22 protein-coding genes and 2 pseudogenes are annotated in these 26,294 nt (G+C 64.8%); 10 read left to right on the top strand and 14 right to left on the bottom strand.

Features of this window, described 5'->3' with window-relative positions; genetic code table 11:
* Positions 1-2: 2 nt before the first annotated feature.
* From yidD to rpmH, 3 genes are all read right to left on the bottom strand, one after another.
* Entirely contained in the window at positions 3-212 is a 210-nt protein-coding gene (gene yidD / locus AC4FIJ_RS07620) for a membrane protein insertion efficiency factor YidD (protein ID WP_490336113.1), read from the bottom strand.
* Entirely contained in the window at positions 209-607 is a 399-nt protein-coding gene (gene rnpA, locus AC4FIJ_RS07625; RefSeq protein ID WP_490336164.1) for a ribonuclease P protein component, read from the bottom strand. Before rnpA ends, yidD begins: the two co-directional genes overlap by 4 nt.
* 107 nt (positions 608-714) lie before the next feature.
* Positions 715-849, bottom strand: a complete 135-nt coding sequence (gene rpmH / locus AC4FIJ_RS07630) for a 50S ribosomal protein L34 (protein WP_066847021.1) — start codon at positions 847-849, stop codon at positions 715-717.
* A gap of 215 nt (positions 850-1,064) precedes the next feature.
* Here rpmH and AC4FIJ_RS07635 point away from each other — a divergent pair.
* Positions 1,065-1,703, top strand: a pseudogene (locus tag AC4FIJ_RS07635) (magnesium chelatase domain-containing protein); the annotation flags it as partial.
* Between the two features lie 22 nt (positions 1,704-1,725).
* On the opposite strand, the gene AC4FIJ_RS07640 reads toward AC4FIJ_RS07635, so the two are convergent.
* From AC4FIJ_RS07640 to AC4FIJ_RS07670, 7 genes are all read right to left on the bottom strand, one after another.
* Positions 1,726-2,256, bottom strand: coding sequence for a hypothetical protein (locus AC4FIJ_RS07640; RefSeq protein WP_490336114.1), 531 nt, complete (start codon positions 2,254-2,256; stop codon positions 1,726-1,728).
* Positions 2,257-2,382: 126 nt separating this feature from the next.
* Positions 2,383-2,877, bottom strand: coding sequence for a hypothetical protein (locus AC4FIJ_RS07645; protein WP_490336115.1), 495 nt, complete (start codon positions 2,875-2,877; stop codon positions 2,383-2,385).
* A gap of 195 nt (positions 2,878-3,072) precedes the next feature.
* Positions 3,073-3,651, bottom strand: a complete 579-nt coding sequence (locus AC4FIJ_RS07650; protein WP_490336116.1) for a recombinase family protein — start codon at positions 3,649-3,651, stop codon at positions 3,073-3,075.
* Between the two features lie 535 nt (positions 3,652-4,186).
* Positions 4,187-4,771, bottom strand: coding sequence for a hypothetical protein (locus AC4FIJ_RS07655; protein WP_490336117.1), 585 nt, complete (start codon positions 4,769-4,771; stop codon positions 4,187-4,189).
* Positions 4,772-5,052: 281 nt separating this feature from the next.
* Positions 5,053-5,346: a hypothetical protein gene (locus AC4FIJ_RS07660; RefSeq protein ID WP_490336118.1), complete on the bottom strand. Its 294-nt coding sequence runs from the start codon at positions 5,344-5,346 to the stop codon at positions 5,053-5,055.
* 38 nt (positions 5,347-5,384) lie between these two features.
* Positions 5,385-6,167, bottom strand: a complete 783-nt coding sequence (locus tag AC4FIJ_RS07665) for a hypothetical protein (protein ID WP_490336119.1) — start codon at positions 6,165-6,167, stop codon at positions 5,385-5,387.
* Positions 6,168-7,147: 980 nt separating this feature from the next.
* Positions 7,148-8,779 (bottom strand): recombinase family protein, encoded by a 1,632-nt coding sequence (locus tag AC4FIJ_RS07670; protein WP_490336120.1) that lies wholly within the window; start codon positions 8,777-8,779, stop codon positions 7,148-7,150.
* 76 nt (positions 8,780-8,855) lie between these two features.
* On the opposite strand from AC4FIJ_RS07670, the pseudogene AC4FIJ_RS07675 reads away from it, so the two are divergent.
* Both AC4FIJ_RS07675 and AC4FIJ_RS07680 read left to right on the top strand, forming a co-directional pair.
* A pseudogene (locus tag AC4FIJ_RS07675) lies at positions 8,856-9,731 on the top strand (YifB family Mg chelatase-like AAA ATPase); the annotation flags it as partial.
* Positions 9,732-9,925: 194 nt separating this feature from the next.
* Positions 9,926-11,425 (top strand): arylsulfatase, encoded by a 1,500-nt coding sequence (locus AC4FIJ_RS07680; protein ID WP_490336121.1) that lies wholly within the window; start codon positions 9,926-9,928, stop codon positions 11,423-11,425.
* Positions 11,426-11,506: 81 nt separating this feature from the next.
* Here the strand turns inward: AC4FIJ_RS07680 and AC4FIJ_RS07685 are convergent, their stop codons facing one another.
* Positions 11,507-13,027, bottom strand: a complete 1,521-nt coding sequence (locus AC4FIJ_RS07685; protein WP_490336122.1) for an HWE histidine kinase domain-containing protein — start codon at positions 13,025-13,027, stop codon at positions 11,507-11,509.
* A 177-nt stretch (positions 13,028-13,204) separates the two neighbouring features.
* Between AC4FIJ_RS07685 and AC4FIJ_RS07690 the strand changes: the two genes are divergently transcribed.
* From AC4FIJ_RS07690 to AC4FIJ_RS07705, 4 genes are all read left to right on the top strand, one after another.
* The gene (locus tag AC4FIJ_RS07690) at positions 13,205-14,206 is read left to right on the top strand and encodes an SPFH domain-containing protein (protein WP_490336123.1); all 1,002 of its coding nucleotides are present in this window, start codon (positions 13,205-13,207) and stop codon (positions 14,204-14,206) included.
* A 13-nt stretch (positions 14,207-14,219) separates the two neighbouring features.
* Positions 14,220-14,714 carry an NfeD family protein gene (locus tag AC4FIJ_RS07695; protein ID WP_490336124.1) on the top strand — a complete coding sequence of 165 codons (495 nt, stop codon included), beginning with the start codon at positions 14,220-14,222 and terminating at the stop codon, positions 14,712-14,714.
* Between the two features lie 33 nt (positions 14,715-14,747).
* Entirely contained in the window at positions 14,748-15,167 is a 420-nt protein-coding gene (gene msrB, locus AC4FIJ_RS07700) for a peptide-methionine (R)-S-oxide reductase MsrB (protein ID WP_490336125.1), read from the top strand.
* Positions 15,168-15,340: 173 nt separating this feature from the next.
* A complete protein-coding gene (locus AC4FIJ_RS07705; RefSeq protein WP_490336126.1) occupies positions 15,341-17,635 on the top strand; it encodes a transglycosylase domain-containing protein in 2,295 nt (764 codons plus the stop codon).
* Positions 17,636-17,749: 114 nt separating this feature from the next.
* Here the strand turns inward: AC4FIJ_RS07705 and AC4FIJ_RS07710 are convergent, their stop codons facing one another.
* The 3 genes from AC4FIJ_RS07710 to hflK form a co-directional block, all read right to left on the bottom strand.
* Positions 17,750-19,303, bottom strand: coding sequence for a Do family serine endopeptidase (locus AC4FIJ_RS07710; protein ID WP_490336127.1), 1,554 nt, complete (start codon positions 19,301-19,303; stop codon positions 17,750-17,752).
* Positions 19,304-19,452: 149 nt separating this feature from the next.
* Positions 19,453-20,304, bottom strand: a complete 852-nt coding sequence (gene hflC, locus AC4FIJ_RS07715) for a protease modulator HflC (RefSeq protein WP_490336128.1) — start codon at positions 20,302-20,304, stop codon at positions 19,453-19,455.
* Positions 20,304-21,470, bottom strand: coding sequence for an FtsH protease activity modulator HflK (gene hflK / locus AC4FIJ_RS07720; protein ID WP_490336129.1), 1,167 nt, complete (start codon positions 21,468-21,470; stop codon positions 20,304-20,306). Before hflK ends, hflC begins: the two co-directional genes overlap by 1 nt.
* Before the next feature lie 208 nt (positions 21,471-21,678).
* Here hflK and AC4FIJ_RS07725 point away from each other — a divergent pair, with 208 nt between their 5' ends.
* The 3 genes from AC4FIJ_RS07725 to hemH are packed head-to-tail and all read left to right on the top strand — an operon-like array spanning position 21,679 to position 26,209.
* Positions 21,679-22,671 (top strand): Mrp/NBP35 family ATP-binding protein, encoded by a 993-nt coding sequence (locus tag AC4FIJ_RS07725; RefSeq protein ID WP_490336130.1) that lies wholly within the window; start codon positions 21,679-21,681, stop codon positions 22,669-22,671.
* Positions 22,668-25,169, top strand: coding sequence for a molybdopterin cofactor-binding domain-containing protein (locus AC4FIJ_RS07730; RefSeq protein WP_490336131.1), 2,502 nt, complete (start codon positions 22,668-22,670; stop codon positions 25,167-25,169). Before AC4FIJ_RS07725 ends, AC4FIJ_RS07730 begins: the two co-directional genes overlap by 4 nt.
* Positions 25,166-26,209 (top strand): ferrochelatase, encoded by a 1,044-nt coding sequence (hemH, locus tag AC4FIJ_RS07735; RefSeq protein WP_490336132.1) that lies wholly within the window; start codon positions 25,166-25,168, stop codon positions 26,207-26,209. Before AC4FIJ_RS07730 ends, hemH begins: the two co-directional genes overlap by 4 nt.
* Positions 26,210-26,294: the final 85 nt, after the last annotated feature.

Consider the following 26,294-nt stretch of genomic DNA (forward strand, 5'->3'; position numbering starts at 1 on the left):
GGTCAGGGAACCGGATCGTGGCCACACCCGCCCCAAGGGTGGCAGCGCAATAGTCGCTTCGTCGCCAGCCATCCACCCTTAATCGTGCCATGCCTGCGCAGCGCCTGGATCGCATATTCCGAACACGACGGCGTAAAGCGGCACGAGGGCGGCAGGATCATCGAGGGACCAAGCTGCCACGCGCGGGCGAGGGCAATGAAAACATATTTCACCGTTTCGGCCCCTTGCGTCCCGGATTTCTCTTGCGCGGCGGATCGCCCTTGCCTTCGCGCGCGCGGGTGAGGGCGGCGCGCAGTTCCTCGCGCAATTGGGTGAAATCGCGTTCCACCCCGCCATCGCGGCCGATCAGCACGTGATCGTGACCGGCAAGGCCGTGCACGGGCAGTTCGGCGCGCAGCAATTCGCGAAAGCGCCGCTTCATCCGGTTGCGCACGACCGCATTGCCGATCTTCTTCGTCACCGTAATGCCGAAGCGCATGGGCGAATCGTCCAGCCCGTTGGGCCGCGCCAGCAGCACGAAACCCGGCCGCGCGACGCGCAGACCCTTGTTCGCCGCCAGAAAGTCGCGGCGCTTGCGGATGACGCTGGGAGCAGGCGCAGGGGGCATGGGCACGAATTTAAACCCGCGAAGCGCAAACGCAAAACGCCGGCTCGGGCGGACCCGGCCGGCGCTTTGCTGATCTCGCGAATCGCGTGAGCTAAGGCTCGAAAGCCTCAGGCGCTCAGCTTCTTGCGGCCGCGGGCACGGCGCGCACGCAGCACGTTGCGGCCACCGGGGGTGGCGCTGCGGGTGCGGAAACCGTGGCGGCGCTTACGCACGAGATTGCTCGGCTGAAAAGTGCGCTTCATGGTGAAATTCCCAAATCCGAAAACTGTGTTCCGACACCGCCAGGGGAATATCCCGCACAGTGCCAACAAAAAGGGCCGCCCGTACAAGAGGCAGCCTCTGCTGGGGCGCGGTTACTGGCGTTGCAGCTGTGAGTCAAGCGGCAAGCGGGCTGGACAGCGCCGCCGGTGCTGATTCATAGCCATGGGCCAAAGGGTCGCAAGGAAATACATCAATCATGGTCGCGCTGGTGCAGACGGTGGCCTATCTGGGCCTCGAGGTTCGCCGCGTGGAAGTCCAATGCCAGCTGGCATCGGGGCTTCCCGCTTTCCAGATCGTAGGCCTGCCCGACAAGGCCGTGGGCGAAAGCCGCGAACGCGTCCGCGCCGCGCTGGCCGCGATGGGCCTTGCCCTGCCGCCCAAGCGCATCACCGTCAACATGTCGCCCGCCGACCTGCCCAAGGAGGGATCGCATTTCGACCTTCCCATCGCATTGGCGCTGCTGGCGGCGATGGGCGTCACCGATGGCGAGCAGCTTGTCGATTACGTCGCGGTGGGCGAACTGGCACTGGACGGTCGCATCGTGGCCTCGTCCGGCGTGCTGCCTGCCGCGATCCACGCGGCGAGCGAGGACAAGGCGCTGATCTGCCCCGCCGCGCAAGGGGCCGAGGCACGCTGGGCGAGCGAGACCGCCGTGGTCGCCGCGCCCGATCTCGTCAGCCTGCTCAACCATCTCAAAGGCGTCCAGCAATTGCCGCTGCCCGAAAAGGGCGAACTGGCCGAGCGCGCCCATGGCCCCGACCTCAAACAGGTGAAGGGCCAGGAAACCGCCAAGCGCGCATTGGAAATAGCGGCGGCGGGCGGTCACAACCTGCTAACTTAGTAGGCCACAAGACCCATTAGTCGACGATTTTGAACTCCTGTTGGAACGTGCCGAAATGGATGAAGAGGCGCTGAGTGCGCCCAATCCGTCTTTGACCCTCGGGTACTCCTAAATACCGGCGGGCGGCATTTTCACAGTCGATAGCCAACCCACGCAGTTCGCCGATGCACTCTGATTCAATGCCTGCCCTTAATTCATCCCACTCCCTGAGCTTATTATCTTCGGGAAGGGGGTGGGCGCGAATGTCTGTCGCAAGCCGCTCCCATCTTCTAAGCCATTCTCCATGTCGCGCACCGGCAAGGCCGAACGAGAAGATAACCTGCAGAATGGTGATGAAGGTGACCGAAAGCGCCGCAGCACGACCGAGCCATTGCGGGCTCTGATCCAATAGGGCGACGAACGCGCCTGCGCCGCAAACCAGAACCAGCGCCGTCAGGAGTTTGTCTAAATTGATAAGAAAGGCAGCCCTTCGGCGATGATAGCGTGCTGAATATTCAGCACGAAACGCCAAGCGATACCTTTCATCAAGTCGCTCTTCTTCCGTCATTTCTTCTTAGGTCGATCTGGTGGCTTGATCTCAGAAGTTATTTTTGTCGCTTGATTCCTGACACGCTTGTATTCGAGTTTGACCCCATCATTTAGCCGCTGAATGATGACTTTCGAACTGCTTCTGTCATCCTTGGTTTTTTTCGTCATTCGCCTGCCCCTCAGAACTCCAAATCACGCTATCAGGATCCCCTGCGCGGACAATCTCCCAACGGGTAAAACCGATAAGATTAGACACGTGTGGTGAGATCTTCCCACTGGCGAGATCGATAAATCCAGCACGGAAACCTCGGCCTCCGAGTACAGGGCAATAGAGCCCCGCATCGCTTACGAAAATCCGAGCATCCACGCCGTCTGTCGCTGCTGAAGTTTCATCTACTCTAGCCACTGCATCTTCAAGGATTAGGGCCCACCCCGGGAAATGCGACTGGTAAATGCCGACTCCCACGCTTCCCGGCGATGCGTCATATTGCAGCGGAATAACCTGTCGCTGATCGGCACCTCTCTCCTGCGTAGAATCGCCGGAGATACACAGGACGCCCTGACCGGCATTTAAGTGGTAAAAGAGCGTCCCCGGTTGCAAATCTTCAACTCGAACAATCTTCGGAACTTCTACGTTCATCCCATCCTCCGCTAACACTGATAGCCTTTTCAAACGATTGGCCTTCCGGCAAGATAGCCTTGAGCGATTTTCGTGAAAAAAGCAGGGCAACAGACAACTGCCCCTCTTCAACGCCCGCTAAAGCCAAGCCATCAGCGTTGGGCTGGCGGGATTAGATCAGTCTATCTGAGGGCTGGGCGTGCAAGCTTCGGTCCCTTAGACCCTCTGACAGTACCTGCTGACGGTCGCGGTCGAGATCCCGAACTGCTTCGCGGTCTGGGCGATGCTAGCAGCATTGGCTTTGCGCCACACAGTGACTTCGACTGGATCGGCTGCAGGAAGACGGCCTAGGCTCGCCTTGCCCCTGTGGGTCTTGCCGGTTTCCGCGAGAGACCTTCGGGCCTCTTCCCGTCCCGCTGCGGTCCTTTCAGCGATCCGGCGGCGCTCCATGTCGGCCACCTGCGCTAGAACAGCCAGGACGAGTTCACCCACGCCCCTGCCAATCGGCCCAAGGCCATGAATGTCTACGGTGACCCCGGCGTCCAGCAGGCGGCGGACGGTGGCCTGTACGTCGAGAGCATCGCGGCCCAGCCGGTCCACTGCATAGACGCAGACGGTGTCACCCTCGCGCACATAGGCAAGGAGGTCGGAGAAGCCGGGACGGTTGGCGGCAAGCGTTGCGCCGCTCACGCCCTCGTCGGAGAACTCCCTGTCGAAGGTGCCACCCATGGCACCCCGCTGGGACGCAATGGACTGATCGGCGGTGCTGACGCGGTAATAGGCGATGCGGGTCATATGGCGGTCTCCATCAGAAGTTACCGCCGCCATATGAGGCATGCCTCACAATGCGTCAAGGTATCTTGTGATGGAAAAGTGCAGGGCCGTTTGGCCGTACCTCACAAGGATCAAGTTTTGAGGGAGGGGTGATGCTGATGGATAAAGCTGCCCTTCATCAATTCACCGCAGAAACGACTCGTTTGGAGTCAAACAGGCCATTGGTACCGTTTGGCCGATAGATCGCTGCGCGGGTCCGTGCCAGCCAATCCCCTCCACAAACGAAGAGAAGACCGTGACGAACGAACGACAGGCAAGGCGTGACGCGGATGAAATCGAAGGCAAGGCGGCTGCAGTGCATGAACGGCTAGGCCGCTTGCTGGGTGTAGCTACCTCCCCCGAATGAAACGCCACCGGAGCAACCGAGGGAACGCTGCCCGCGATCATGGGGCGCTCAACCTCGGTGGCTCCGGTAGCTCCCGGCGGACCCCCGCCCCATGGGGGGACACGCGGGCTTGTAACGTACGATATGCAGCTTCGGATTTTTGCAGCAAAACTAACCGGCCGCTAAGGCCGCCAGCATCCACGCCGGTGACCAGTCGCCGAATGCTTCGCCGAAGGCGTCGTCATTGTCGTCCTCGGGTTCGCTATCGGGGTGCTGCAAGGCCTCAATGGGGCGCGGGGGCGGCAAGGTAAGCCATGACTGCTTCATTTGACGGGTGCGTTCGAAAGTGGGCGTGGCCTGCTCAAGGATGCGGACAGCACCGGCGGCGGCTTCATATGTCTTGCAGGACTTGGCAGCGCGTCTGCATGCCTCGCGTTCGGCATGACGGCAGGCAAGCTCCCCGATAGAAATGAACCCTGCGGTGTCTTTTACGCGGATGCGGTGGCTGCCCTGCGGAGATGACTTCACAGCCTGCAAGGCTCTTGTGGACCTTCCGCGTTTCATCGCTGCCCAGATGTCATCCCGCACCGATGCCTCCCGTTCCCCTCGCTCTGCCTGCTGGGCTTCAAGCTTTGCTGCGCGCTGGGCAGCTCGGCAATCCTTGCAGCTGCGGCGATAGCCGCCTCTATGCTGGCGTTCGAAAGCATCCAGCGGCTTGGTCTCGTCGCATGATTTGCATGTCTGAAAATCGGTCATTGGCAGGGCTTTTTCTGGAGGTGGAATAGGGCGCGGGTATGATGACCCTCGGGAGCGACAGACCTTTCGGAAATGTCGCCCCTTCGGGGTCATTTTGGACCCTAGCGGGGCCGTTCAGCGATTAGCTGCAGTTGCTTTCGACCGGCACCGGACCTCGTAGAGAGGACAAGCGGTGATGGTGCATGCTTCCACCTGCTGACGCCAGCCGCCGGGTTCTGCATCGTCGTAGATACAGTCACGGCATTTGGCGTCGATGGAGGCACGGAGCGAGCGGCTGGCCACTATCCGCCTTTCATCAGTCCGTAGTCCTTCCGCCAGTCCCTTTCGGGTGGCGGGGACACGGAAGCCGGTTTGGCCGGTTCGGGGCTAGCTGCCGGGGTGCTGGCGGCGACCGAGGGGGCCACGGGTTCGTCCTGCTCGAGCGGAACGCTTTCCCGACCAATGACGCGCAGTGGCTCGCCCTTGCAGATGATGCGCATGCCGCCGGGCGTCACCGAAACGGTCTGCCGGTGCCGCTCGGCATAGAAGGCGGAGCCGGGGCGGTCGGGGTCCGTGATAGCAGGCGGCGTCTTCATCCGCTTCGGCATGATGTGCCGGGGCTTTCGGCCTCGCATCAACGGACCTCATTCTTCAGAATGTTTGCCCTGGACCTTGCCCGCTCCTTAATCCGGTCTTCCCGCACCATCTGACGGGCAAGCGTTTCGACCTCTTCTGCATCCTTGCGGGCATCGTCGATGGCCTTCAGGGCCTTGGCGGATTCTTGCGCTGCCTCGTGCATCCGCTTCATGCCTTCGACACCATAGGTGCCGTCGTCCTTGACCAGCAGGAGCCGGTGACGACGGAGGCTACGGATATGGGCGGCATAAGCATCGCGCCGGGTCTGGGGCAGGAAGGGGACTTCCACAGGCTCGTTCTTGCCCGTTTCCTCGTTGTACTCGGTACGAAAGACAACGCGGTCAATCTGCTCCTGATAGGTCGCCATCTCACGTTCGATGTCGAGAACCTGACGGGCAACCAGAGCCTGCTCCTTATGATACGGCAGAGCGTCATCGCTTACGCCGACCCAAGCGCGCTGGCGGGCCGCGACCTCACGCATCTTCGCGAGGACGAGCTTAGATTCCTGCTCGTCCCTTTGCTCTGGCGGCAGGTCGCGGAGAGCGGCCAAGATCTCGTGCCGGTCGTCTTCGTGCAGAACCTTGACCGTCGGAGGCGAAAAGCGGGTGCCCGGTGCGACCTTCACGGGACCGGGTACGTCGTCAAAAGGATCCATCTTGTAGATCCGGTCGAGGTAGGGGGTCAGTTCGGGGTCGGCATTCTGGACGCGGGGCTGCGGGTTGCCGATGTTATCGACCACGGCGCGCATGCCGGTGTCGCTGGAAGTTTCGTTATCAGCCATTGATTGGCCTTTCGTGTCTGATTGTGTTGGGGCAGCGGCGTGAGGCCGCATGGGGCTGGCTCGGCGCTCCTGCTGGAGACCGAGGGAGGACAGAAGCGAACGTGGAAACGTTTCTCTGTCCAAGGGTATGGGTTATTCGGGAATGGGGGTGAGACAGGGATGGCCGGTAGCGGCCGAAGCCTTTCGCTTCTGCAGGTGCCCCGAAGGATCCTTTAGGAATCCCTCATGGTCCCTTACCTGTATCTCCACCCTCCAAGGGTATGGGTTAATTGCGGAATGGCGGGAGACGAACCGCTGAAACGCTTCTCTGTCCATGGGTGAGGGTCATTTAGAACGCTAGGAGTTTTGCGAGCTTTTGGCATCAAGGTCGAACTCGCGCAGCTTGCCATCATCGGCTGCGGCTGACACACTTACGCGATCAGTACGGGGGGAAAGCATGAGACTTTCAAAAATGAACTTGGTCGCGGCGTCTGTGGCCATTGCAGGCGTGTTAGCGACATCGGCTCATGCGCAGAGCATGCAACAACTATTGAAGCGAAAATACGACATTCAAGAGCAGCAAGCCAAGGCTGCTCAGGCCGCTGCGGATGCGGAGCGGGCGAGAGTCGAATCTTCTAATCGTGCCACCAGCGGTACACCGGCACCTAGCGGCACATATTCCAACCTCCCGACCGGGGACCCACTAGAAGGGACAGACGCGACCTCCTGTAAGCTTGCCAATGGCGCTGGGATTAAGGTTAGCGGTACGATCCGCACCGCTCCGGGAAGTGCTACTAAGTGCGATTGATCAGTTTGCATCACCGCCGGAGCTTCCAAGTCAGTCGCTAAAATGACCATGGCCTGACGTCATAATTTGGAGACGAGGCCGAAAGGGGACCGGAGGCGCCGGACGGGCTAGCCCTGTCCAAAATGACGGCAGGACGCGGTCATTTCCTATGGCATGGCATGGACCAGCCCGGCACCTCTTGGCCTCCGGCGGATCAATCAACCCAAGCGAACATCATCGCAGTTTCACCGCCTTGCCGCCAATGGAACCGCAGGAACCCCGTCCGGTAATCGACGGTGACCCTTTCGAACAGTGTCCGCAGGGCAGCATTTATCTGACCGACGTTGACAGGTTCCGCGGACCCATGCGCCTCAGGTTCAATGGCTTCGGCTAGGGCCTCAAGTCTGGCAATGACCAGCCCGTGATCTGCCATGGCCCGCTGATGCTCCACCTCGTCAAGGTCGGCACGGTAGGAGGCGAGCGCAGCCTCAAGAGCGCGGCGACGAACTCTCAGAACGTGAGAGGGGCTCCGTTCGTATGCACGCCGAACCTCGTCCAGTTCTAGCTCGGTCGCGTCGATTGTCCCTGTCAGATCCTGATGGTCACAATCCAATCCCGCGCCCGCGCTTCCAGCCGGAACGTCAACCATTAGCGATCGCCAGTTGGACAGGAGCTTGTCCTGCACCTCGTCGAGGTTGACTGACCGGTAAGCGTGACTGGCAGCGCCGACCTTAGCCTTCGTGCAGACCAGCTTCGGCTTGCCCCCTTTCGGACCCTTGCCCTTGTTGACCCGTGTCATTGACGAGCCACACTCGGGGCAGCGGGCCAATCCGGCAAAGACATTTGTCAGAGGCGCTTTAGCGCCCCTGCCACGAACTGCTGGAGCCTTGCCGTCCTTCAAGGCCCTGACCGCCATCCAATCCGCTTCGGAGATGACCGCCGGGAAGGCTTCAGGGATTGGCTGCTCCAGCCGACGGAGCCGCTTGCCGTCGCTGTGATCGATGCGGCCCGGAACAAGGGTGCCAATGACTGCCGGGCTGCGGAGGATCTTTGCGATAGTGGACCGATGCCACATCTTACCCCGCCCCATGACAGGGATACCTTCGGCGTTGAGTGTTTGCGCTATCTTGTTTTCGCCCATGCCGCCGAGCGTCAGGCCAAAGATCCGGCGCACAGCATCAGCGTTCGGCTGTAACTCGCGCCAGCCCTCCGAGGTCCATTGGAGCCAAGAGGGGCCTTTTGACGTCAGTTTGTCGTCGCGCCCATCGCGCACCCGCTGCCGCTTTTCGGCCCAAGCAGCCGAAAGGCGCTGTCCCTTCACCTTGCTTTCTTCGTGTGCACGCCAAGAGACCATGAGGGCAATCAGGAGCGCCGTGGGGTCGTTGTCCAGCCGGTCGGCGTCATATTCCTGCCCGTCGCTTAGGGTCGCTACAATGACGCCTGCGTCGACGATGTCGTCAAGGAGCCGTGAGACCCGGCGAGGTGTCATGCGGCTGACGCGGTCCAAGCTCTCGACGATTAGAAAGGAGCCGGATGGGATGAGGCCGGTACGGCAGGCGGTGAGGAACCCGCCCAGCCCCTTGTCTTCCCCGGTGTTCGCGCCGCGATAGGCGGAGACCCCGAGGTCATTAAGGGTGAGGCGCTCATCAAGCGCGAGAGGTGCAAGGCCGTCTCTCGTCCGCTCGATATTCTTTCGCTCCAACCAGCGCAGCACCCCGTCGTACTGGCGGCGGCGGCTATCGCCCTCGGCCTGCTCAGGGGTGGAGAAACGGGTGTAGCTATAGACGCGGGGGGCGGCTTCCATAGCCGCTAAAGGCGTAACAACTTGCGCGATGGCAGCTTGCATTTTCATGATCTCCTGTGGCTGGCGAAACGTTCCCTCGCCAATGGTGCGGGTTATTTCGGGTCCACAGACACACTAGGTGCTGATGGTCGGCCCGCCCGGCGCGGGCAAGTCGCTGATGGCCAGCTGCCTGCCCGGCATTCTGCCCGACCTCACGACCGAGGAAGTGCTCGAAATCTCGATGGTGCAATCGGTGGCGGGAATGCTGCAAGACGGCCGCATCAGCCGCGCGCGCCCGTTCCGCAGCCCGCATCATTCGGCCAGCATCGCGGCGCTGACGGGCGGCGGGCTCAAGATCCGTCCCGGCGAGGTCAGCCTGGCGCATCTGGGCGTGCTGTTCCTCGACGAATTGCCCGAATTTCAGCGGAACGCGCTCGATTCGCTGCGCCAGCCGCTGGAAACGGGCGAGGTCAGCGTCGCGCGCGCCAATGCGCATGTCACCTTTCCCGCGCGGGTCCAGCTGGTGGCGGCGATGAACCCGTGTCGCTGCGGCCATCTGGGTGATCCCGCGCTGGCCTGTTCGCGCGCGCCGAAATGCGCCGCCGATTACCAGAGCCGCGTCTCCGGCCCGCTGCTCGACCGCATCGACCTGCATGTCGAGGTGGAGCCGGTGTCCGCCCGCGACCTGGCCCTGCCGCCGCCCGGCGAAGGCAGCGCGGAAGTCGCCGCGCGCGTCCGGGCTGCGCGCGCGATCCAGACCGCAAGGCTGGAAGGCACGCCGATGCGCAACAATGCCGCGCTTGACGGAGAGGCGCTGGACCGCTTCGCCGCGCCGGACGAGGCGGGGCGCAAGCTGCTGATGGATGCGGCGGACAAGATGCGCCTGTCGGCCCGCGGCTTCACCCGCCTGCTGCGCGTTGCGCGCACCATCGCCGATCTGGCAGGTGCAGAGACGACGGGCCGCGCCCATGTGGCCGAGGCGCTGAGCTATCGCCGTCAGGCGCCGCGGGCCTAACCATGCTCTGAATGCGAACGGCTTGCCGTTCATGCTGGCGACCGGGCAGGCATTCGCGCGCCTACCAAGCCGCCCTTGCCCGTCCTCAGGGTAAACGCTGATTATTCGCTGCGCCCAATTGCTCCACTTTCCTGCCGTCGCCGCTCCCTCGCGGCGGACGCAGAATTCCGCCGTACGGAAAGCAGGAGCATGAAATGGCCAAGCAACCCAATATCCTCATCCTGTGGGGAGACGATATCGGTCAGTCGAACATCAGTTTCTTCACCAAGGGCATGATGGGCTACAAGACGCCCAATATCGACAGCATCGCCGAACAGGGCATGGCGTTCACCGACTATTACGCCGAGCAGAGCTGCACGGCGGGCCGCGCCAGTTTCATCATGGGGCAGAACGGCGTGCGCACGGGCCTGACCAAGGTCGGCATGCCGGGCGCCAAGGAAGGCATGCAAAAGGAAAACCCGACCATCGCGACCGTGCTGAAATCGGCCGGTTACGCGACCGGGCAGTTCGGCAAGAACCATCTGGGCGACCGCGACGAGCATCTGCCCACGATGCACGGGTTCGACGAGTTCTTCGGCAATCTCTACCACCTCAACGCCGAGGAAGAGCCGGAAAATCCCGACTATCCCAAGCCCGAGGATTTTCCCAATTTCCGCAAGAACTATGGCCCGCGCGGCGTGCTGCATTGCAAGGCCGACGGCAAGGGCGGCCAGACCATCGAGGATACCGGCCCGCTGACCAAGAAGCGGATGGAGACCATTGACGACGAGGCCTATGAAAAGGCCAGCGCCTTCATCCGCAAGGCGGTGAAAGACGATGTGCCCTTCTTCGTCTGGTTCAACACCACGCACATGCACTTCCGCACCCACTGCAAGCCCGAAAGCCGCGGGCAGGCCGGACGCTGGCAGAGCGAATATCACGACGTGATGATCGATCACGACAAGACCATCGGCCAGATGCTGAAGCTGCTGGACGAGCTGGGCGTCACCGACAACACCTTCGTGATGTATTCGACCGACAACGGCCCGCACCGCAACAGCTGGCCGGATGCCGGCACCACGCCGTTCCGCAGCGAAAAGAACACCAGCTGGGAAGGCGCCTATCGCGTCCCCGCCATGGTCAAGTGGCCGGGCCATATCGAACCGGGGCAGGTGTCGAACGACATCGTCTCGCACCTCGACTGGCTGCCCACCTTTGCCGAGATGGCCGGGATCGACGACATCACGGGCAAGCTGAAAAAGGGCCACGAGATGAATGGCCACAAGTACAAGGTCCATCTCGACGGTCATTCCATGGTGGGGCACCTGACCAAGGGCGAGAAATCCCCGCGCGAAGGCTTCATCTACTGGACCGACGAGGGCGAGGTCGCCGCGCTGCGTGTCGACAACTGGAAGGCGCTGTTCATGGAGCAGCGGTGCAGGGGCACGCTGGCGGTCTGGGGCGAGCCTTTCGTCACCGGGCGCATACCCAAGCTCTTCAACCTGCGCACCGACCCGTATGAGTTCGCGGATGTCACCTTGAACACCTATTGGGACTGGTATCTCGACCGCGCGTTCATTTTGGTGCCGATGCAGGGCATCATCGCCAAGTTCCTTGAAACGCTCAGGGAATTCCCGCCAAGCCAGAAGGCGGGCAGCTTCAACCTCGAAAAGGTGATGGCGACGATGACGGATGCGGCCTCGGGCAGCGCCTGACCGATCGGATCGCCGGATAAACGAACGGGCCCTGCCATCGGCGGGGCCCGTTTCCGTTTGGGCAACCGCCGTGGCCGGAGATTACTTCTGCAAGTTCGCCAGCGGCGCGGACATTTTCAGCGAAAAGCCCTTCTCGCCAAAATTCATCTCGACCTCGCCCTCGGGGTCGAGGCCGCGGTCGATCAGCCGCGTGCCAAGGCCCTTGCCCTTTGGCTGGACCGCGGGCGGGCCGCCGCGTTCGGTCCATTCCAGCGTCAGCCATTCCTTGCCTTCTTCGCAGCGGTGACGGCGGACGTGCAATTCGACCTCGCCGTCGGGATGCGACAGCGATCCGTATTTCATCGCATTGGTGCTCAGCTCGTGCAGGATCATCGACAGGTTCAGCACCGGGCGCGACGCCAGTTCGCAGTCCTGCCCGCTGACCTTCACGCGTTGTTCGATGCCCAGCTTTGAAAACACGCCCGTCGCCAGTTCCATCAGGCATCCCGACGCACGGCTGCGGCTGAGCAGAAGATCGTGCGCCGTTGCCATCGCGGCGATACGGCGGTTGAATTCGCGCACCGGGCCGGGATCGGGAATATCGCGCAGCGTGTGCCCGGCCACCGCCTGCACCAGCGCCAGCGTGTTCTTCAGCCGGTGGGCGATTTCCTCGTTCACCGTGTGCTGGTCGGTGACATCGGTGATGATGCCGACCAGCACGGGTGCCGCGCCATCCTCGCCCTCGACATAGCGGCCGCGCATCTCGACCCAGCGCAACTCGCCGTCATTGGCGCGCGTGATCTCATATTCCTCCACGACCTGGTGGTCGGGGTCGGTCTTGCTGCTTTCTTCCACCCTGACGTCGACCGGGATCCTGCGGCGCTCTCCGATGATGCTGCCATGGATCGTCTCGACATTGTCGAAACCGTAGATCCGGCAGAACTCGGGGCTGACCTTGACCATGCGGGTTTCGCAATTGAGCTCGAACGCGCCGACATTGCCCGCTTCCTCGGCAAGGCGCAGACGGTCGGTGGCGTTCTTCAGCACCTCGGTCTGCGATTTGTGACGCTCCGCCTCGCGCTGGGCGGCACGCACCGTCTTGCGCAGTTCCAGCTGGCTGATGGCCTGGTTCGCCAGCGATTTCAGGATCCGCCGCTGCGTGGGGTTCAGCCCGCCGGGCCGCCGCGCCTGGTCCAGCACGCACAGCATGCCGATGATCGCGCCCGAAGGCGTCACCAGCGGCGCCCCCGCATAGAACCGCACGCCGCCCGCCACGGTCACCAGCGGATTGTCCTTCGTGCGCGGATCGGCGGCAAGGTCGGGGATCACCAGGATCTCGTCGCTGTAGAGGCCGTGCGAACAGACCGACTGGTCGATCGGCGTCTGACAGGCGTCGAATCCGATTCGTGCCTTGAACCATTGCCGGTCGCTGTCGACCAGGCTGATCAGCGCGATGGGCGTTTCGCAGACCGTCTTCGCAATGAACACGATCTCGTCGAACGCGTCTTCTGCATCAGTATCAAGCACTTCGTAGTCGGCGAGTGCGCGTATCCGCTGCCGCTCATTCGCGGACGCCGCCTGTTCGGTCGCCGTCGGGCCTCGGGTGGTGTCGCCATACGCCATAGCTACCCCTTTCTAGCGACATCGGGCGGGCGGGGATACAGTCTTTGTTAATCTGTTGGACATCTTTAGCCTGTGTTTCCAACCAAGGCGCCGGATTGTCTGGAAAAAGCAGCGAAAGCCCATCATGATACGCCCCGGACGCCCGCTGCGGGCCTCTGCGTCTAAGGGGGAACGGGGATGGAAGCTTTTCTGATCGCGCTGATCGTGTTCATCGTCCTGCTGCTGATGACCAGCGTGCGGGTCGTGCGGCAGGGTCATGTCTATACGATCGAACGGCTGGGCCGCTATACCAAGCCCGCGCATCCCGGCATGCACCTGATCGTCCCGCTGGTCGACCGCGTGGGTCACAAGATCAACATGATGGAACAGGTGCTCGACATTCCGGGGCAGGAGATCATCACCAAGGACAACGCCATGGTCGGCGTCGACGCGGTGGTGTTCTTCCAGGTGCTCGACGCGGGCAAGGCGGCGTACGAGGTGTCGGGCCTGCAGAACGCGATCATGGCGCTGACCACCACCAATCTGCGCACTGTGATGGGCTCGATGGACCTCGACGAGACATTGTCGCAGCGCGACGACATCAATGCCAAGCTGCTATCGGTGGTCGATCACGCGACGTCGCCTTGGGGCATCAAGATCACGCGGGTCGAGATTAAGGACATCCGCCCACCGATAGACATTTCCGAGGCGATGGCCCGCCAGATGAAGGCCGAGCGCCTGAAGCGCGCCGAAATCCTCGAGGCGGAGGGCGACCGCGCCAGCGCCATCCTGCGCGCCGAGGGGCAGAAGCAATCCCGCATCCTGGAAGCCGAGGGCCGCAAGGAATCCGCCTTCCGCGATGCCGAGGCGCGCGAACGCCAGGCCATGGCGGAGGCAGAGGCAACCCGCGTGGTGTCCGAGGCGATCGCCTCATCCGGCACGCAGGCGCTCAACTATTTCGTCGCGCAGAAATATGTCGAGGCGGTCAGCGATTTTGCGACCAGCCCCAATGCCAAGACCATCCTGTTCCCGGTCGAGGCGACGCAGCTGATCGGCACGCTAGGCGGCATCGGCGAACTTGTGCGAGACGCGGTGACGCCGCCCGCGGGCACGGTCAAGACCGACGTTCCCCCGCCGCAACCACCACGCGGCACGTCGTCAGGCTCGCCCTATGTCGGCAGCGTGCCGCGTTCGGGTTAGGGGCTGAACGGCGATGGGCTTTTTCGACGGCATCGACCATGTGTGGCTCTGGCTGATCCTCGGCGCGGTGATGCTGACGGCGGAGCTGATCGCGCCGGGCTATTTCCTGATCTGGCTGGGGCTCGCCGCCTTTGCGACCGCGCTGGTGGCGGGGGTCGCCGATGTCGATTTTGCGATACAGGTCCTGACCTTCGCGGTGTTCTCGGGCTTTTCGGTGCTGGCCGCGCGGCACTGGCTGTCGCTCTATCCGATCGAGAGCAGCGATCCGCTGATGAACGACCGCGGCGGGCGGCTGGTGGGCGAAAGCGTGGTCGTCAGCCGCGCGATCGAAGGCGGCAGTGGACGCGTGCGCCACGGCGACAGCGAATGGATCGCGCGCGGCGACGATGCGGCGGTCGGCACGCGGCTGGTGGTGACGGGGCATGACGGGGCGGTCCTGCTTGTCGGCCCGCCGGACACTTCCCATATCCCCGGTTCACCCACGAACATCCCGCCCGCATTGCCCTGACGCATGGCCGGGCGGCGAAAGGAAAGTCCCCTCATGGCCGAGAAACTGGACCTGCCCGAAAGCGAATGGCGCGACCGGCTGACCCCCGAACAATATCACGTCCTGCGCGAAGGCGGGACCGAGCGGGCCTTTGCCGGCGCGCTCTATCACAATGACGAGGACGGGCTGTATCGCTGCGCCGGGTGCCATTCGCCGCTGTTCACCTCGGACACCAAGTACGAGAGCGGATCGGGCTGGCCCAGCTTTTTCCAGCCGATCAGTCCCGATGCGGTCAAGGAAATCCGCGACACCAGCCATGGCATGATCCGCACCGAAATCCGCTGCGCCACCTGCGACGGGCACCTGGGCCATGTCTTTCCCGACGGTCCGCAGCCGACCGGACAGCGCTATTGCATGAACAGCGTGGCGCTGGATTTCGATGCCGAGAGTTCCGACGGCGACGTGACGTCCTGAAAACCCCTACTACCCGAACCCAAAAAAGCCGAGGATGGATCGGCCCGCCCGCTTGAACGGGGCTGCGCCATGCGCAACCCTGTTCAGCATGGGTTCTGCTCGCATATCGCATGCCGCCGTCCGTTTGGACGGGGCCGCGGACAATGCGGTGCCGATGATGTGATAGGCGGGTAATGGCCAGTAACGGCAAGCGGCGGTCCTCGGGTTCGGGCAGGCGATCGCGCAATTCAGATCAACCGAAGAAGCGCTGGTGGCTGCGCATACTGGTGACGCTGCTGGGCATCGGCGTGCTGGCCGCGATCGGGCTGGTGATGGCGGTGTTCGTCACCATGCGTTCGCTCCCCAGCTATTCCACGCTGAAGGCCAGCGAGCATGGCCAGATGATCGTCGTGCGCGCGCGCGACGGGCGCGAACTGGTGTCAATCGGCCCCAGCTATGGCGAATGGCTCGACGCGCGAGAGATTCCCGATGTCATGAAGAACGCGATGATCGCGGTCGAGGATCGCCGTTTCTACGACCACTGGGGCGTCGATCCGGTCGGCGTCCTGCGCTCGATCATGGTGCGGGTGGAGCAGGGATACTGGCGGCAGGGCGGATCGACCATCACGCAGCAGCTGGCGCGCAACATCTTCCTCAACAACAACAAGACCTTCGACCGCAAGGTGCGCGAGGCGATCCTCGCGCTGGCGCTCGAACGGAAATTCTCGAAGGACCAGATCCTCGAGCTATATCTCAACAAGGTCTATTTCGGCGGCGGCGCCTATGGCGTCGATTCCGCCAGCCGCCTGTTCTTCAGCCATCCCGCGACCGAGCTGAAACCGGCCGAGGCTGCGATCATCGCAGGCCTCGTCAAGGCGCCCTCGCGCTATTCGCCCACCGCCGATGCCGATGCCGCCGTGTCGCGCGCGGCGATTGTGCTGCGCCTGATGGAGCAGGAAGGCTATATCAGCGCGTCCGAGGCCGCGAATATCGACGTCAGCACGGTCAAGCTCAAGGAAGACCACGGCCAGAACTCGGTGCGCTATTTCACCGACTGGGTGTTGCCGCAGCTCGACTTCCTGATCCCCGACAGTTTCGAACCGATCGAGGTGTGGACCACGCTGGACGTCGGCATGCAGCGCGCGGCGACCACCGCGATCAAGTCCAACGTGCCCGGCGGCGCGCAGGGGGCGCTGGTCAGCGTCGACCGCGACGGCGCAGTGCTCGCGCTGGTGGGCGGTACCGATTACGTCGAGACCAATTACAACCGCGCCACGCAGGCGCAGCGCCAGCCGGGCTCGGCGTGGAAATTGTTCGTCTATCTCGCCGCGCTCGAGGCAGGCTATACCCCCGACACGCCCGTCTATGACCGGCAGATCACCATCGACGGCTGGACCCCGCGCAATTCGGGCGGGACCTATGCGGGCAAGATCGACGTGCGCGCCGCCTTTGCCTATTCCAAGAACACGGTCGCGGCGCAGCTGGGCCAGTCGGTCGGTTTCGGCACGGTGGCCAGCATGGCGCGCCGCTTCGGCATCACCAGCCCAATCAGCACCTATCCCTCGATGGTGCTGGGCGCGTCGGAAGTGCGGCTGATCGACCTGACCGCGGCCTTCGCGGCGGTGCAGGCAGAGGGACGCTCGGTCGAGCCTTACGGCATCACCCGCGTCACCACGGCGGACGGCGAACTGCTCTACGAACGCCAGCGCGGGCGGCAGGACCAGCTGGTCGCGCCCTATGTCGCGGCGCAGATGACCGATCTGCTGCAGACCGCGGTCAACACCGGCACGGGCCGCGCGGCGCAGATCGGGCGTCCCGCGGCGGGCAAGACCGGCACGACCAGTTCGAACAAGGACGGCTGGTTCATGGGCTTTTCCAGCGGCATCACCACCGGCGTGTGGATGGGCCGCGACGACAATGCGCGCGTCGCCGGCCTGCAGGGCGGCACTGCACCGGCGCGCGCATGGGCGGCCTATATGCGCGTCGCCACCGAAAAGCGCCCGGTCGAGGAATTCACCACCGAACTGACCCTGCCCGAATGGCAGCTGGAACCCGACGAAGAGGCATGGTTCGGCGGCGAGGGCGGCGACTATTACTTCTTCGACGAAGAGGGCAATCCGATCGACCCCTATGGCCGCGACTATCGCGCCCCGCCCGATGACGGAAGGCGTCCCGGGGACGGGCCTTATGGCGCCGACGGCTACCGCGATGGCTATTACGACGACGGCTATCCCGATGGCTACGGCACCATGCCGCCTTCGGAGCGTCAGCCCGAATCGCCGCGCGGGATCGACCAGGACTTCCTCGATCGCGCGACCGGGGCGACCGGACGGCAGGATCAGCCGCTCCGCCGCGATCCCCCGCCCGGATCGGGCCAGCAGGGCCAGCAAGGGGGCCAGCAGCAGGGCGCGCGGCGAGCGGACCCGGCGCGGCAGGTCACGCCCAAGGTGATCGAGTTCGAGCGCGTCGAGGACCAGTACCAGCCCTGACCGCGCAGCTTCGCATGCGGGCGAGGGTACCGGGCAAAGCAAAGGGCCGCTCCCCATGGGTGGGAAGCGGCCCTTTGTGATATAAGGCTAAAGCTGCCGGATCAGTCGCGCGGATCAGTCGCGCGACAGGCGGATCGGCAGGTAGATCGCGGGCTGGCCGCGCCGCTGCACGCGCAGCAGCACCGCATCGCGCCCGTCGCGTTCGGCCGCGCGCACCGCGCTTTCCAGTTCGGCGACGCTGGTCACGTCCTGATAGTTTGCCGACAGGATGATATCGCCGCGGCGCAGGCCCTTTTGGCCCGCATCCGAACTGCCGTCGACGGCCGCGATCACCATGCCCTGCATGTCGGCGCCCACACCCAGCTGGCGGCGGATTTCCGGCGTCAGCGGGATGGCGGACACGCCCAGCTTGTCGGCGATATATTCCTGCTCGCCGCCGGTGCCGGGATTGGCGAAGCCGTCCTCTTCCTCGTCATCCGGATTGGCGAAGCTGTTGGCCAGCTCTTCCTGGCTGGGGCGCAGGCCGACCGTGGCGGTCAGCGTGCGGCGCTGGCCGTTGCGGATGATCTCGATCGGAACGCGCGTGCCGGGTTCGATATTGGCGACCGTATAGCTCAGCGTCTGGTCGGGGGTGATGTCCCTGCCCGCGACCTTGACGACCACATCGCCGGGCTTCAGCCCAGCCTGATCCGCCGCGCCGCCGGGCACGACCGACTGCACGAACTCACCCCGGTTGCGCGGCAGGCCGAGCGAGGAGGCAAGATCGTCGGTCACCGGGTTGATCTGGATGCCAAGATAGCCGCGGTCGATCGACTGGCCCGCGATCAGCTTGCGCACGATCGGTTCGGCGGTGTCGGCGGGAATGGCAAAACCAATGCCCACGCTGCCCCCGGTGGGCGAGAAGATGGCATTGTTGATGCCGATGACGTTGCCGTCCATGTCGAACATCGGCCCGCCCGAATTGCCGCGGTTGATCGCGGCATCGGTCTGCAGATAGCGGTCGTAGATGCCGCCCGAATTGGTGTTGCGGAACACGGCGGAAATGATCCCGCTGGTGACCGTGCCGCCCAGACCGAACGGATTGCCGATCGCGATGATCCAGTCGCCCACGCGCGCCTCGCTCGACGATCCGAATTCGACGAAGGGGAAGTCCTTGTCGCTCTGGATCTTAAGCACGGCGAGGTCGGATTCGGGATCCTTGCCGATCAGCTCGGCCTCGTACTCGGTGCCGTCAGGCATGGTGACGGTGATCGATTCCAGCTCGCCATTGCCCTGCACGGAAATGACGTGGTTGTTGGTCACGACATAGCCATCGGCGCTGATGATGAAGCCCGAGCCCAGCGACTGCGCCTCGCGCGTCTGGTTCTGGCCCTGTCCACCGAACAGCCCTTCGAACGGGGTGCCCGCGAACGGGTTGTTGGCCACCTGCACGCGCTGGCGGGTCGAGATGTTGACGACCGCCGGCTGCAATTGCGCGGTCAGGTCGGCAAAGCTGGCGGGCGCGCCCGAACGGGGCACGACGCGATTGATCGACGCATCGTCGTTCTGGGCGACTTGAGCGCCTGCGGGAAAGCCGGTTGCGAAGGAGAGGGCTGCGCCGCCAGCAAGCAGCGCGGCGGTGACCGAATAGGCGTAGCGCACGATTTGGGTCCTCTTGAAATGTTTCATGAATTCTTGTGGCGGTTTCAGGTCAATATGGGGAGGGAGGGGAAATTTTCCATTGACCGCGACATTTCACGACAAACGCCCTTAACCCGGATTGAATAAGGGGGCGGCGGCGCCGTCAGGCCCCACCGCAGACCCCGCCGCAGGCCGGATCAGCGGCGGCCCCTGAACTGGCGCAGATATTCGTTCTCGGGCGACAGGATGATCGAGCTTTCGCTGTTCACGTTCCCGTCGGCAAACACCGCGTCATAGCTCTGCATCGCGCGGTAGAAGTCGTAGAAGTCGGGGTCCTGGTTGAACGCCTGCGCATAGGTGCGCGACGCCTCGGCCTGCGCTTCGCCGCGAATGATCTGCGCTTCCTTGGAACCCTGCGCGCGGATCGTGTCCGATTCCTGCTTTCTGGCGGTTTCCATGCGGGTGAAGGCGGTTTCAAGCGGGCGTCCGGCGGGAAGGTCGGCGCGCTTGATGCGCACGTCGATGACCTGCGCGCCATATTCGCGCGCTTCCTTGTCCAGCCCCTCGCGGATTTCCTCCATCGACGCGCTGCGCTCTGCGGTCAGCAGCGCCTGGAAACTGCGCGTGCCCAGCCGCTGGCGAAGCACGGAGTTCAGGATCGGCTGCAACGCCTCGGCCACGCGCTCGGTGCTGCCCGCGGTCTGCACCATCAGCACGGGGTCGATGATGCGGAACCGCGCATAGGCGTCCACTTCCAGACGGCGCTGGTCGCGGCTCAGCACTTCCTGCCGCTGCATGTCGACGTCCATCACCTGCTTCGACACCCACACGACGCGTTCAAGGATCGGAATGCGCGGCACGACGCCCGCGCCGGTGCTGCCGAAATCGGCATTGGGGCGGAAACGGTTGGCGACGCGCACGGGTTCACCCGTGCGGACGATCACCGCCTGCATGGTCTCGGGCACCACGATGAAGGAGGACAGGATCACCGCCAGCGCGATGGCCCCGCCGATGATCGCCAGTTTCCAGCGTTCCCAGATCGCGTCCATCAGTTGCTCTCCTGCGGGGTGGCGGGGGCGGGCGCGGGGCTGCTGCGCCGTGCTTCGGGCAGCGGCAGATAGGGGACGACGCCATCGGCCTCGACCACGGTCTTGTCGGTCTGGCGCAGCACGCGCTCCATCGTCTCGTAATACATGCGGCGGCGGGTCACTTCGGGGGCGAGGCGATATTGCTCGTACACCTCGTTGAACTCCTGCGCCTCACCCTCGGCGCGGGCGGTGACCTGTTCGGCCCATGCACGCGCGCGGTTGATGTCGGATTGCGCATCCTGCTGCGCGGCCAGCACTTCGCGGAAGGCGTCGATCACCTGCTCGGGCGGGTCGGCCTTCTTGATCTCGACGCCCTGAATGCTGACGCCCGCGCGATAGGCATCGAGCAGCGCCTGCATGTTGGCGGCGACGCTGCGCTCGATCTCGGCGCGGCCCGAACCGGACAGCGCCTGATCCAGCGTCACCTCTGCGACAGAGGCGCGCATCGCGGCCTCGGCCACTTCCTTCACCGTCTCGTCAGGGTCGGCCAGCTGGAACTTGTAGAGCTTGAGGTCCTTAATGTTCCAGCGAATGAGATAGGACAGGTCGACCAGGTTCTGATCGCCGGTCAGCATCAGCTTCTCGCCCTCGCCTTCGGGGATCGTGTCGCGGCGGATCGAGGTCACGTCCTCGATCTCAACCTGCTGGATCGGCCAGGGCATGGTGAAGGACACGCCGGGGGTCAGCGTCCTTTCGTACTTGCCGAAAGTGGTGACGATGCCCTGTTCCTTGGGATCGACCATGTGAAAGCTGGAGATCAGCAACCAGAACGCGACCACCGCGATGACCAGCAGCGGCACCCAGCTTTTACCGCCGGGGGCCTGCGGCATGCGCGGGAATCCGCCGCCGCCGCCGCCGCTCGGACCGCCGCCGGGACCGCGCTGGCCGCGGCGGCCGAACAGATCCTCGATATTGGCGGCACGGCGCGGTCCGCCGGACGCACCGGCGCCTCCCTCGGGCAGCCAGGGATTTTTCGGTTTGGATTTGGGCGGGCGGTTTCCGTCGTCCGCGGCAGGCCTGTCGCCGCGCGGCGCATCGTCCGAAGCCCCATCGCCCGCATTCGGTGCATCGTCACCGCTGTCGTCGTGGCCAGAGCCCGGCGATCCCCACGGGTTGCGACCGGCCATTCCCAAAATTGCGTCCTTCACGGACCCGCCCAAGTCTTTCATGTATCTCCTTATAGGTATGTGGGCCGATAAAAACAGGGGCATGGCGCGAAAATCGCCCCAAAGGACGGGTGCGGCAGGGAGCGGGGCGGGGAGCGGGGCGAAAGCGATCGATGAAATCGATTTTGTGGCATTGGATTTTGCGCATCAAGCTGCCAGTGCATGCGCCATGGCCGACGACACGCAGAACCAGACCGCCGCGATCCAGTCCCGACTTGCGCCCGTGGCCGGCGACCGGCTGGCGGGGGTGCGCGTGGGCGCGACCGGCGCGGTGACGCTGGTGCTGGAAACCGGCTGCATGGACGCGGCGGCGCGCGACGCGCTGGAGCAGGCGGTGCGGAGCGCGCTCGCGGATATGGGCGTGGATGAGCTTCGCGTCGCGCACATGGCCGAACGCAGCGCACAGCCCCCCGCGCCCAAGGGACCGCGCCTGATCGCGGTCGGTTCGGGCAAGGGCGGCGTGGGCAAGTCCACCCTCTCGGCCAATCTGGCGGTCGCGCTGGCGCGCAAGGGGCGCAGGGTCGGGCTGGTCGATGCCGACATCTACGGTCCCTCGCAGCCGCGCCTGCTCGCGGCGGAGGGGATGACACCCACGGCGCGTGAGAAGCAGCTGATCCCGGTGCAGACCGCGTTCGGCGTGAAGATGCTGTCGATGGGCCAGCTGGTCGAGGCGGGCAAGGCGATCGCATGGCGCGGGCCCATGGCGGCAGGCGCGCTGACACAATTGATGGAGGCCGACTGGGGCGACATCGACGATCTGGTGATCGACCTGCCGCCCGGCACCGGCGACGTGCAGCTGACCATGATCCAGAAGTTCAAGCCCGCGGGCGCGGTGATCGTCTCCACCCCTCAGGACCTTGCGCTGATCGACGCCACCCGCGCCATCGCCTTTTTCGAAAAGGCCGACGTGCCGGTGCTGGGCGTGGTCGAGAACATGGCGGGCTATGTCTGCCCCCATTGCGGCGAGGCAAGCGATCCCTTCGGCACCGGCGGCGCAGAGGCCGAGGCGAAGCGGCTGGGCTATCCGTTCCTTGGCCGCATTCCGCTGGCCATCGACATCCGCACCGCCAGCGACGAGGGCGAGCCACCCGCCGCGGGCGAGGGCGCGATCGCCGATTCCTTCGCGGCGCTGGCAGACCGGCTGCTTGAGGGCGTGCGATGAAGGAGGCTGAAGACAAGAAGCGCGGGCTTCAGCCGCATATGACCCGCCGCAACCTGCTGATCGCGGGCGCGGCGGGCGGCGGGATCGTCGCGGTTTGGGCGCTGATGCCGCGCGACTATCCGGTTCCTCTTCCCGCGACCGAGGGCGAGCAGGCGTTCAACGCCTGGCTGAAGGTCGGGCGCGACGGGGTCGTCACCGTGGCCGTGCCGCAGCTGGAAATGGGGCAAGGCGTCACCACGCTGCTGCCGCGCATCGCCGCGCAGGAACTGGGCGCGGACTGGCGGCAGGTCGCGGTCGAGCCTGCGCCGATCAGCGCCGCCTATGCCGATCCGGTGCTGGCGGCGCACTGGTCGGGGCTGTGGTCGTCGAACTGGCTGGGACTGGCCGACGATCCGGACGATTATCTGGTCGAGCGCCATGCCGAGACCGAGCGGCTGATGGCGACCGCCGATGGCACCGGCCTCGCGGCGTACGAGCTGAAGCTGCGCGAGGCCGCCGCTGCCGTGCGCACCGTTCTCGCCATGGCCGCCGCCGACCGCTGGGACGTGAATTTCGAGGAATGCACCGCCGAGGCGGGCTTCATCACCCATCAAGGCAAGAGCCTGCGCTTCGGCGAGCTGGTGGACGAGGCGGCCTTGCTGACCCCGCCCGACCCGGTGCCGCTGCGCCCCGATCCTTCCAGCGCGACGACGCCCGACCTGATCGGAACCGGCGGGCTGATGGAGAGCGGCTGGCTCGGCAGGCTGGACGGCCCGTCCAAGGTCGACGGCAGCTATCCCTTCGCCGCCGACATCCGCATCCCCGACCTTGTCTATGCCGCCATCGCGCATGGGCCATTGGCGGACAGCGTGCTCGACAGTTTCGATGCCGACGCCAATGACAGCGCCGCGCGGCGGGTGATCGGCTATCTGGGCCGGGTCGAGGGCGAGGGCTGGCTCGCCTGCGTCGCCAACAGCCAGTGGGCGGCGGAAAAGGCGCTGGGGCTGATGAAGCCGCGCTTTCGCCCCGGCCGCGCGCTGCCCGACGATTCGCGGATCGAGGGCGCGCTGGACCTTGCCATGGCGGAAGGCGATCCGGTGGTGATCCACCAGCAGGCCGATCCGCTGCCCGCGCTGCAGGGCATGGGCGTGACCGAGGCATCGTACAGCTTCGCCCCGCAGCTTCACGGCACGGTCGAGACGGTCAGCGCCACCGCGCGCTTTGCCGACGGGCGGCTGTCGCTGTGGATGGCGGCGCAGGCCCCCGGTGCGGCGCGGCGCGCGGCGGCCGAGGCGATTGGCATACAGGAAAGCGATGTCGTGCTGCTGCCGACGGGCGCGGGCGGCAGTTTCGATTCACGGCTCGACATATCCATCGCGCGCGAAGTCGCCGCCATCGCCTTTGCCATCGGACGGCCGGTGCAGCTGAGCTATTCGCGCTGGCAGGAACATCTGCGCGCCCTTCCGCTGCCGCCCGCTCGCATCGACTGCCGCGCGCTGGTGGGCCAGCAAGGCACGATCCGCGCATGGCACAGCCGCATCGCCACCCCCGCGGCGGCGCGCCAGATGCACGAAAGGCTGGAAAACGGCCTTCGCCCGGAAGCCGCGATGGAAGCGGCATCCGGCCTCGTCGATCCGCCCGCGCTGATGGGCCATGCGCCGCCCTATGCGATCCCCGAAATGCTGGTCGATTGCGTCCCCGCCGATGTCGGCATTCCGGTGGGACGGCTGCGCGGCAATGGCGAGATTCATCCGTGTTTCGCGACCGAGAGCTTCGTGGACGAGGTCGCCCGCGCCAATGGCGAGGAGCCGCTGTCGTTCCGCATCGCCATGCTGGGCAACAACCCGCGCCTGTTCGCCTGCCTGCAGGGCGCGGCGCAGCTGGCGGGCTGGGACGGCGGCGTGGACGGCAGCAGCGAGGGGCTGGCCTGCTGGCAGATGGCGGACCCGGCGGGCCGCGCGGATGGCGGCGGCTATATCGCGGTCATCGCCGATGCGCGGCTGGGGTCCAGCGAGACAGGAGGCGGAGTCGAGGTGTCCAGCCTGTCGGCCTATGTCGATATCGGGCGGATCGTCGATTACGACCTCGCGCTTCAGCAGATCGAGGGCGGGCTGATCTATGGCATGTCGCTGGCGCTGGGCATGGCGGCGGGATTCGACCGGGGCCTGCCGCGCGAACGCACGCTGGCGGCGCTGAACCTGCCCGGCCTGGCCCGCATGCCCGAAATCAACGTCGGTTTTGCCGAGAACGACGCCCCGCCCTTCGATCCGGGCGAGATCGGCGTGGTCGCCGCGCCCCCCGCGATCGCCAATGCCTTGCGCGCCGCGACCGGCAGCCGCTATCGCTCCATGCCGATCCGGATCAGCCAGATGCAGCCCGCCACCCCCCAGCAGGACACCGCCGACGTCAATGCTGCCGAGGCCGCCCCGGAACCGGCGGCCGATGAAGTCGCCCCCGACGCCGCGCCGCCGGACTATGACGAGCCGGTCGAACTGCCCGATGGAACCATCGCCCAATGAACCGATTCACGCCCATGCCCCGGCCAGAAGGCCATCCCGCCGCCCCGACCGGACGGGGCGCGGTGCTGCTGGTCAATCTCGGCACGCCCGACGCCGCCGAAAAGGGCGCGGTAAAGCGCTATCTGGCCGAATTCCTGTCCGACCGCCGCGTGGTCGAGATCCCGCCCATCGCGTGGCAGCCGATCCTGCGCGGCATCATCCTCAACACAAGGCCCGCGAAATCCGCCCATGCCTATGCGCAGGTGTGGACCAAGGACGGCTCCCCGCTCGCCGCGATCACCCGGCAGCAGGCCGAGGCGCTGCAGGACCGGCTGGGCGATCCCGAACAGGGGGCGGTCAAGGTCGATTGGGCGATGCGCTATGGCAGGCCCGCGATTGCCGACAAGGTGCAGGCGCTGAAGGACGCAGGGTTCGACCGCATATTGTTCGCGCCGCTCTATCCGCAATATTCGGGCGCGACCACGGCGACGGCGGTCGATGCGCTGGGCGCGGCACTGGCGAAAATGCGCTGGCAGCCCGCGATCCGCACCCTGCCGCCCTATCACGACGATCCGGCCTATATCGCCGCATTGCAGGCCGATATCGCGCGGCAGGTGTCGGCGCTGGACTGGACGCCGGAGGTGCTACTGCTGTCGTTCCACGGCATGCCCGAACGCACGTTGCAACTGGGCGATCCCTATCACTGCCATTGCCGCAAGACCGCGCGCCTGCTGGCCGAAGCCATGGCCAAAACCCATCCCGGCCTGCGGGTCGAGGTCAGCTTCCAGTCCCGCTTTGGCCGCGCCAAATGGCTGGAACCCGCGACCGACACCGTGCTGGAGGCAGAGGGCGAGGCAGGCACCAAACGGCTGGTCGTCGCCGCGCCCGGCTTTTCGGCCGATTGCCTCGAAACGCTGGAGGAACTGGCGCTGCAGGGCCGCGACCAGTTCACCCAGGCAGGCGGCGAGCAATTCGCCGCGCTGGCGTGCCTGAACGATGGGGAAGCGGGCATGGACATGCTCGAGGTTCTGGTTCGCCGCGAATTGTCGGGCTGGGCCTGATCGCCCCGGCCTGATCGCATAAAGAAGACACCGCATCCGAAAGAGTAAGCGGGATCATGGGGAATAGTTTCCCCATGGCCTGTCC

Source organism: Croceicoccus sp. (genome assembly GCF_983967925.1).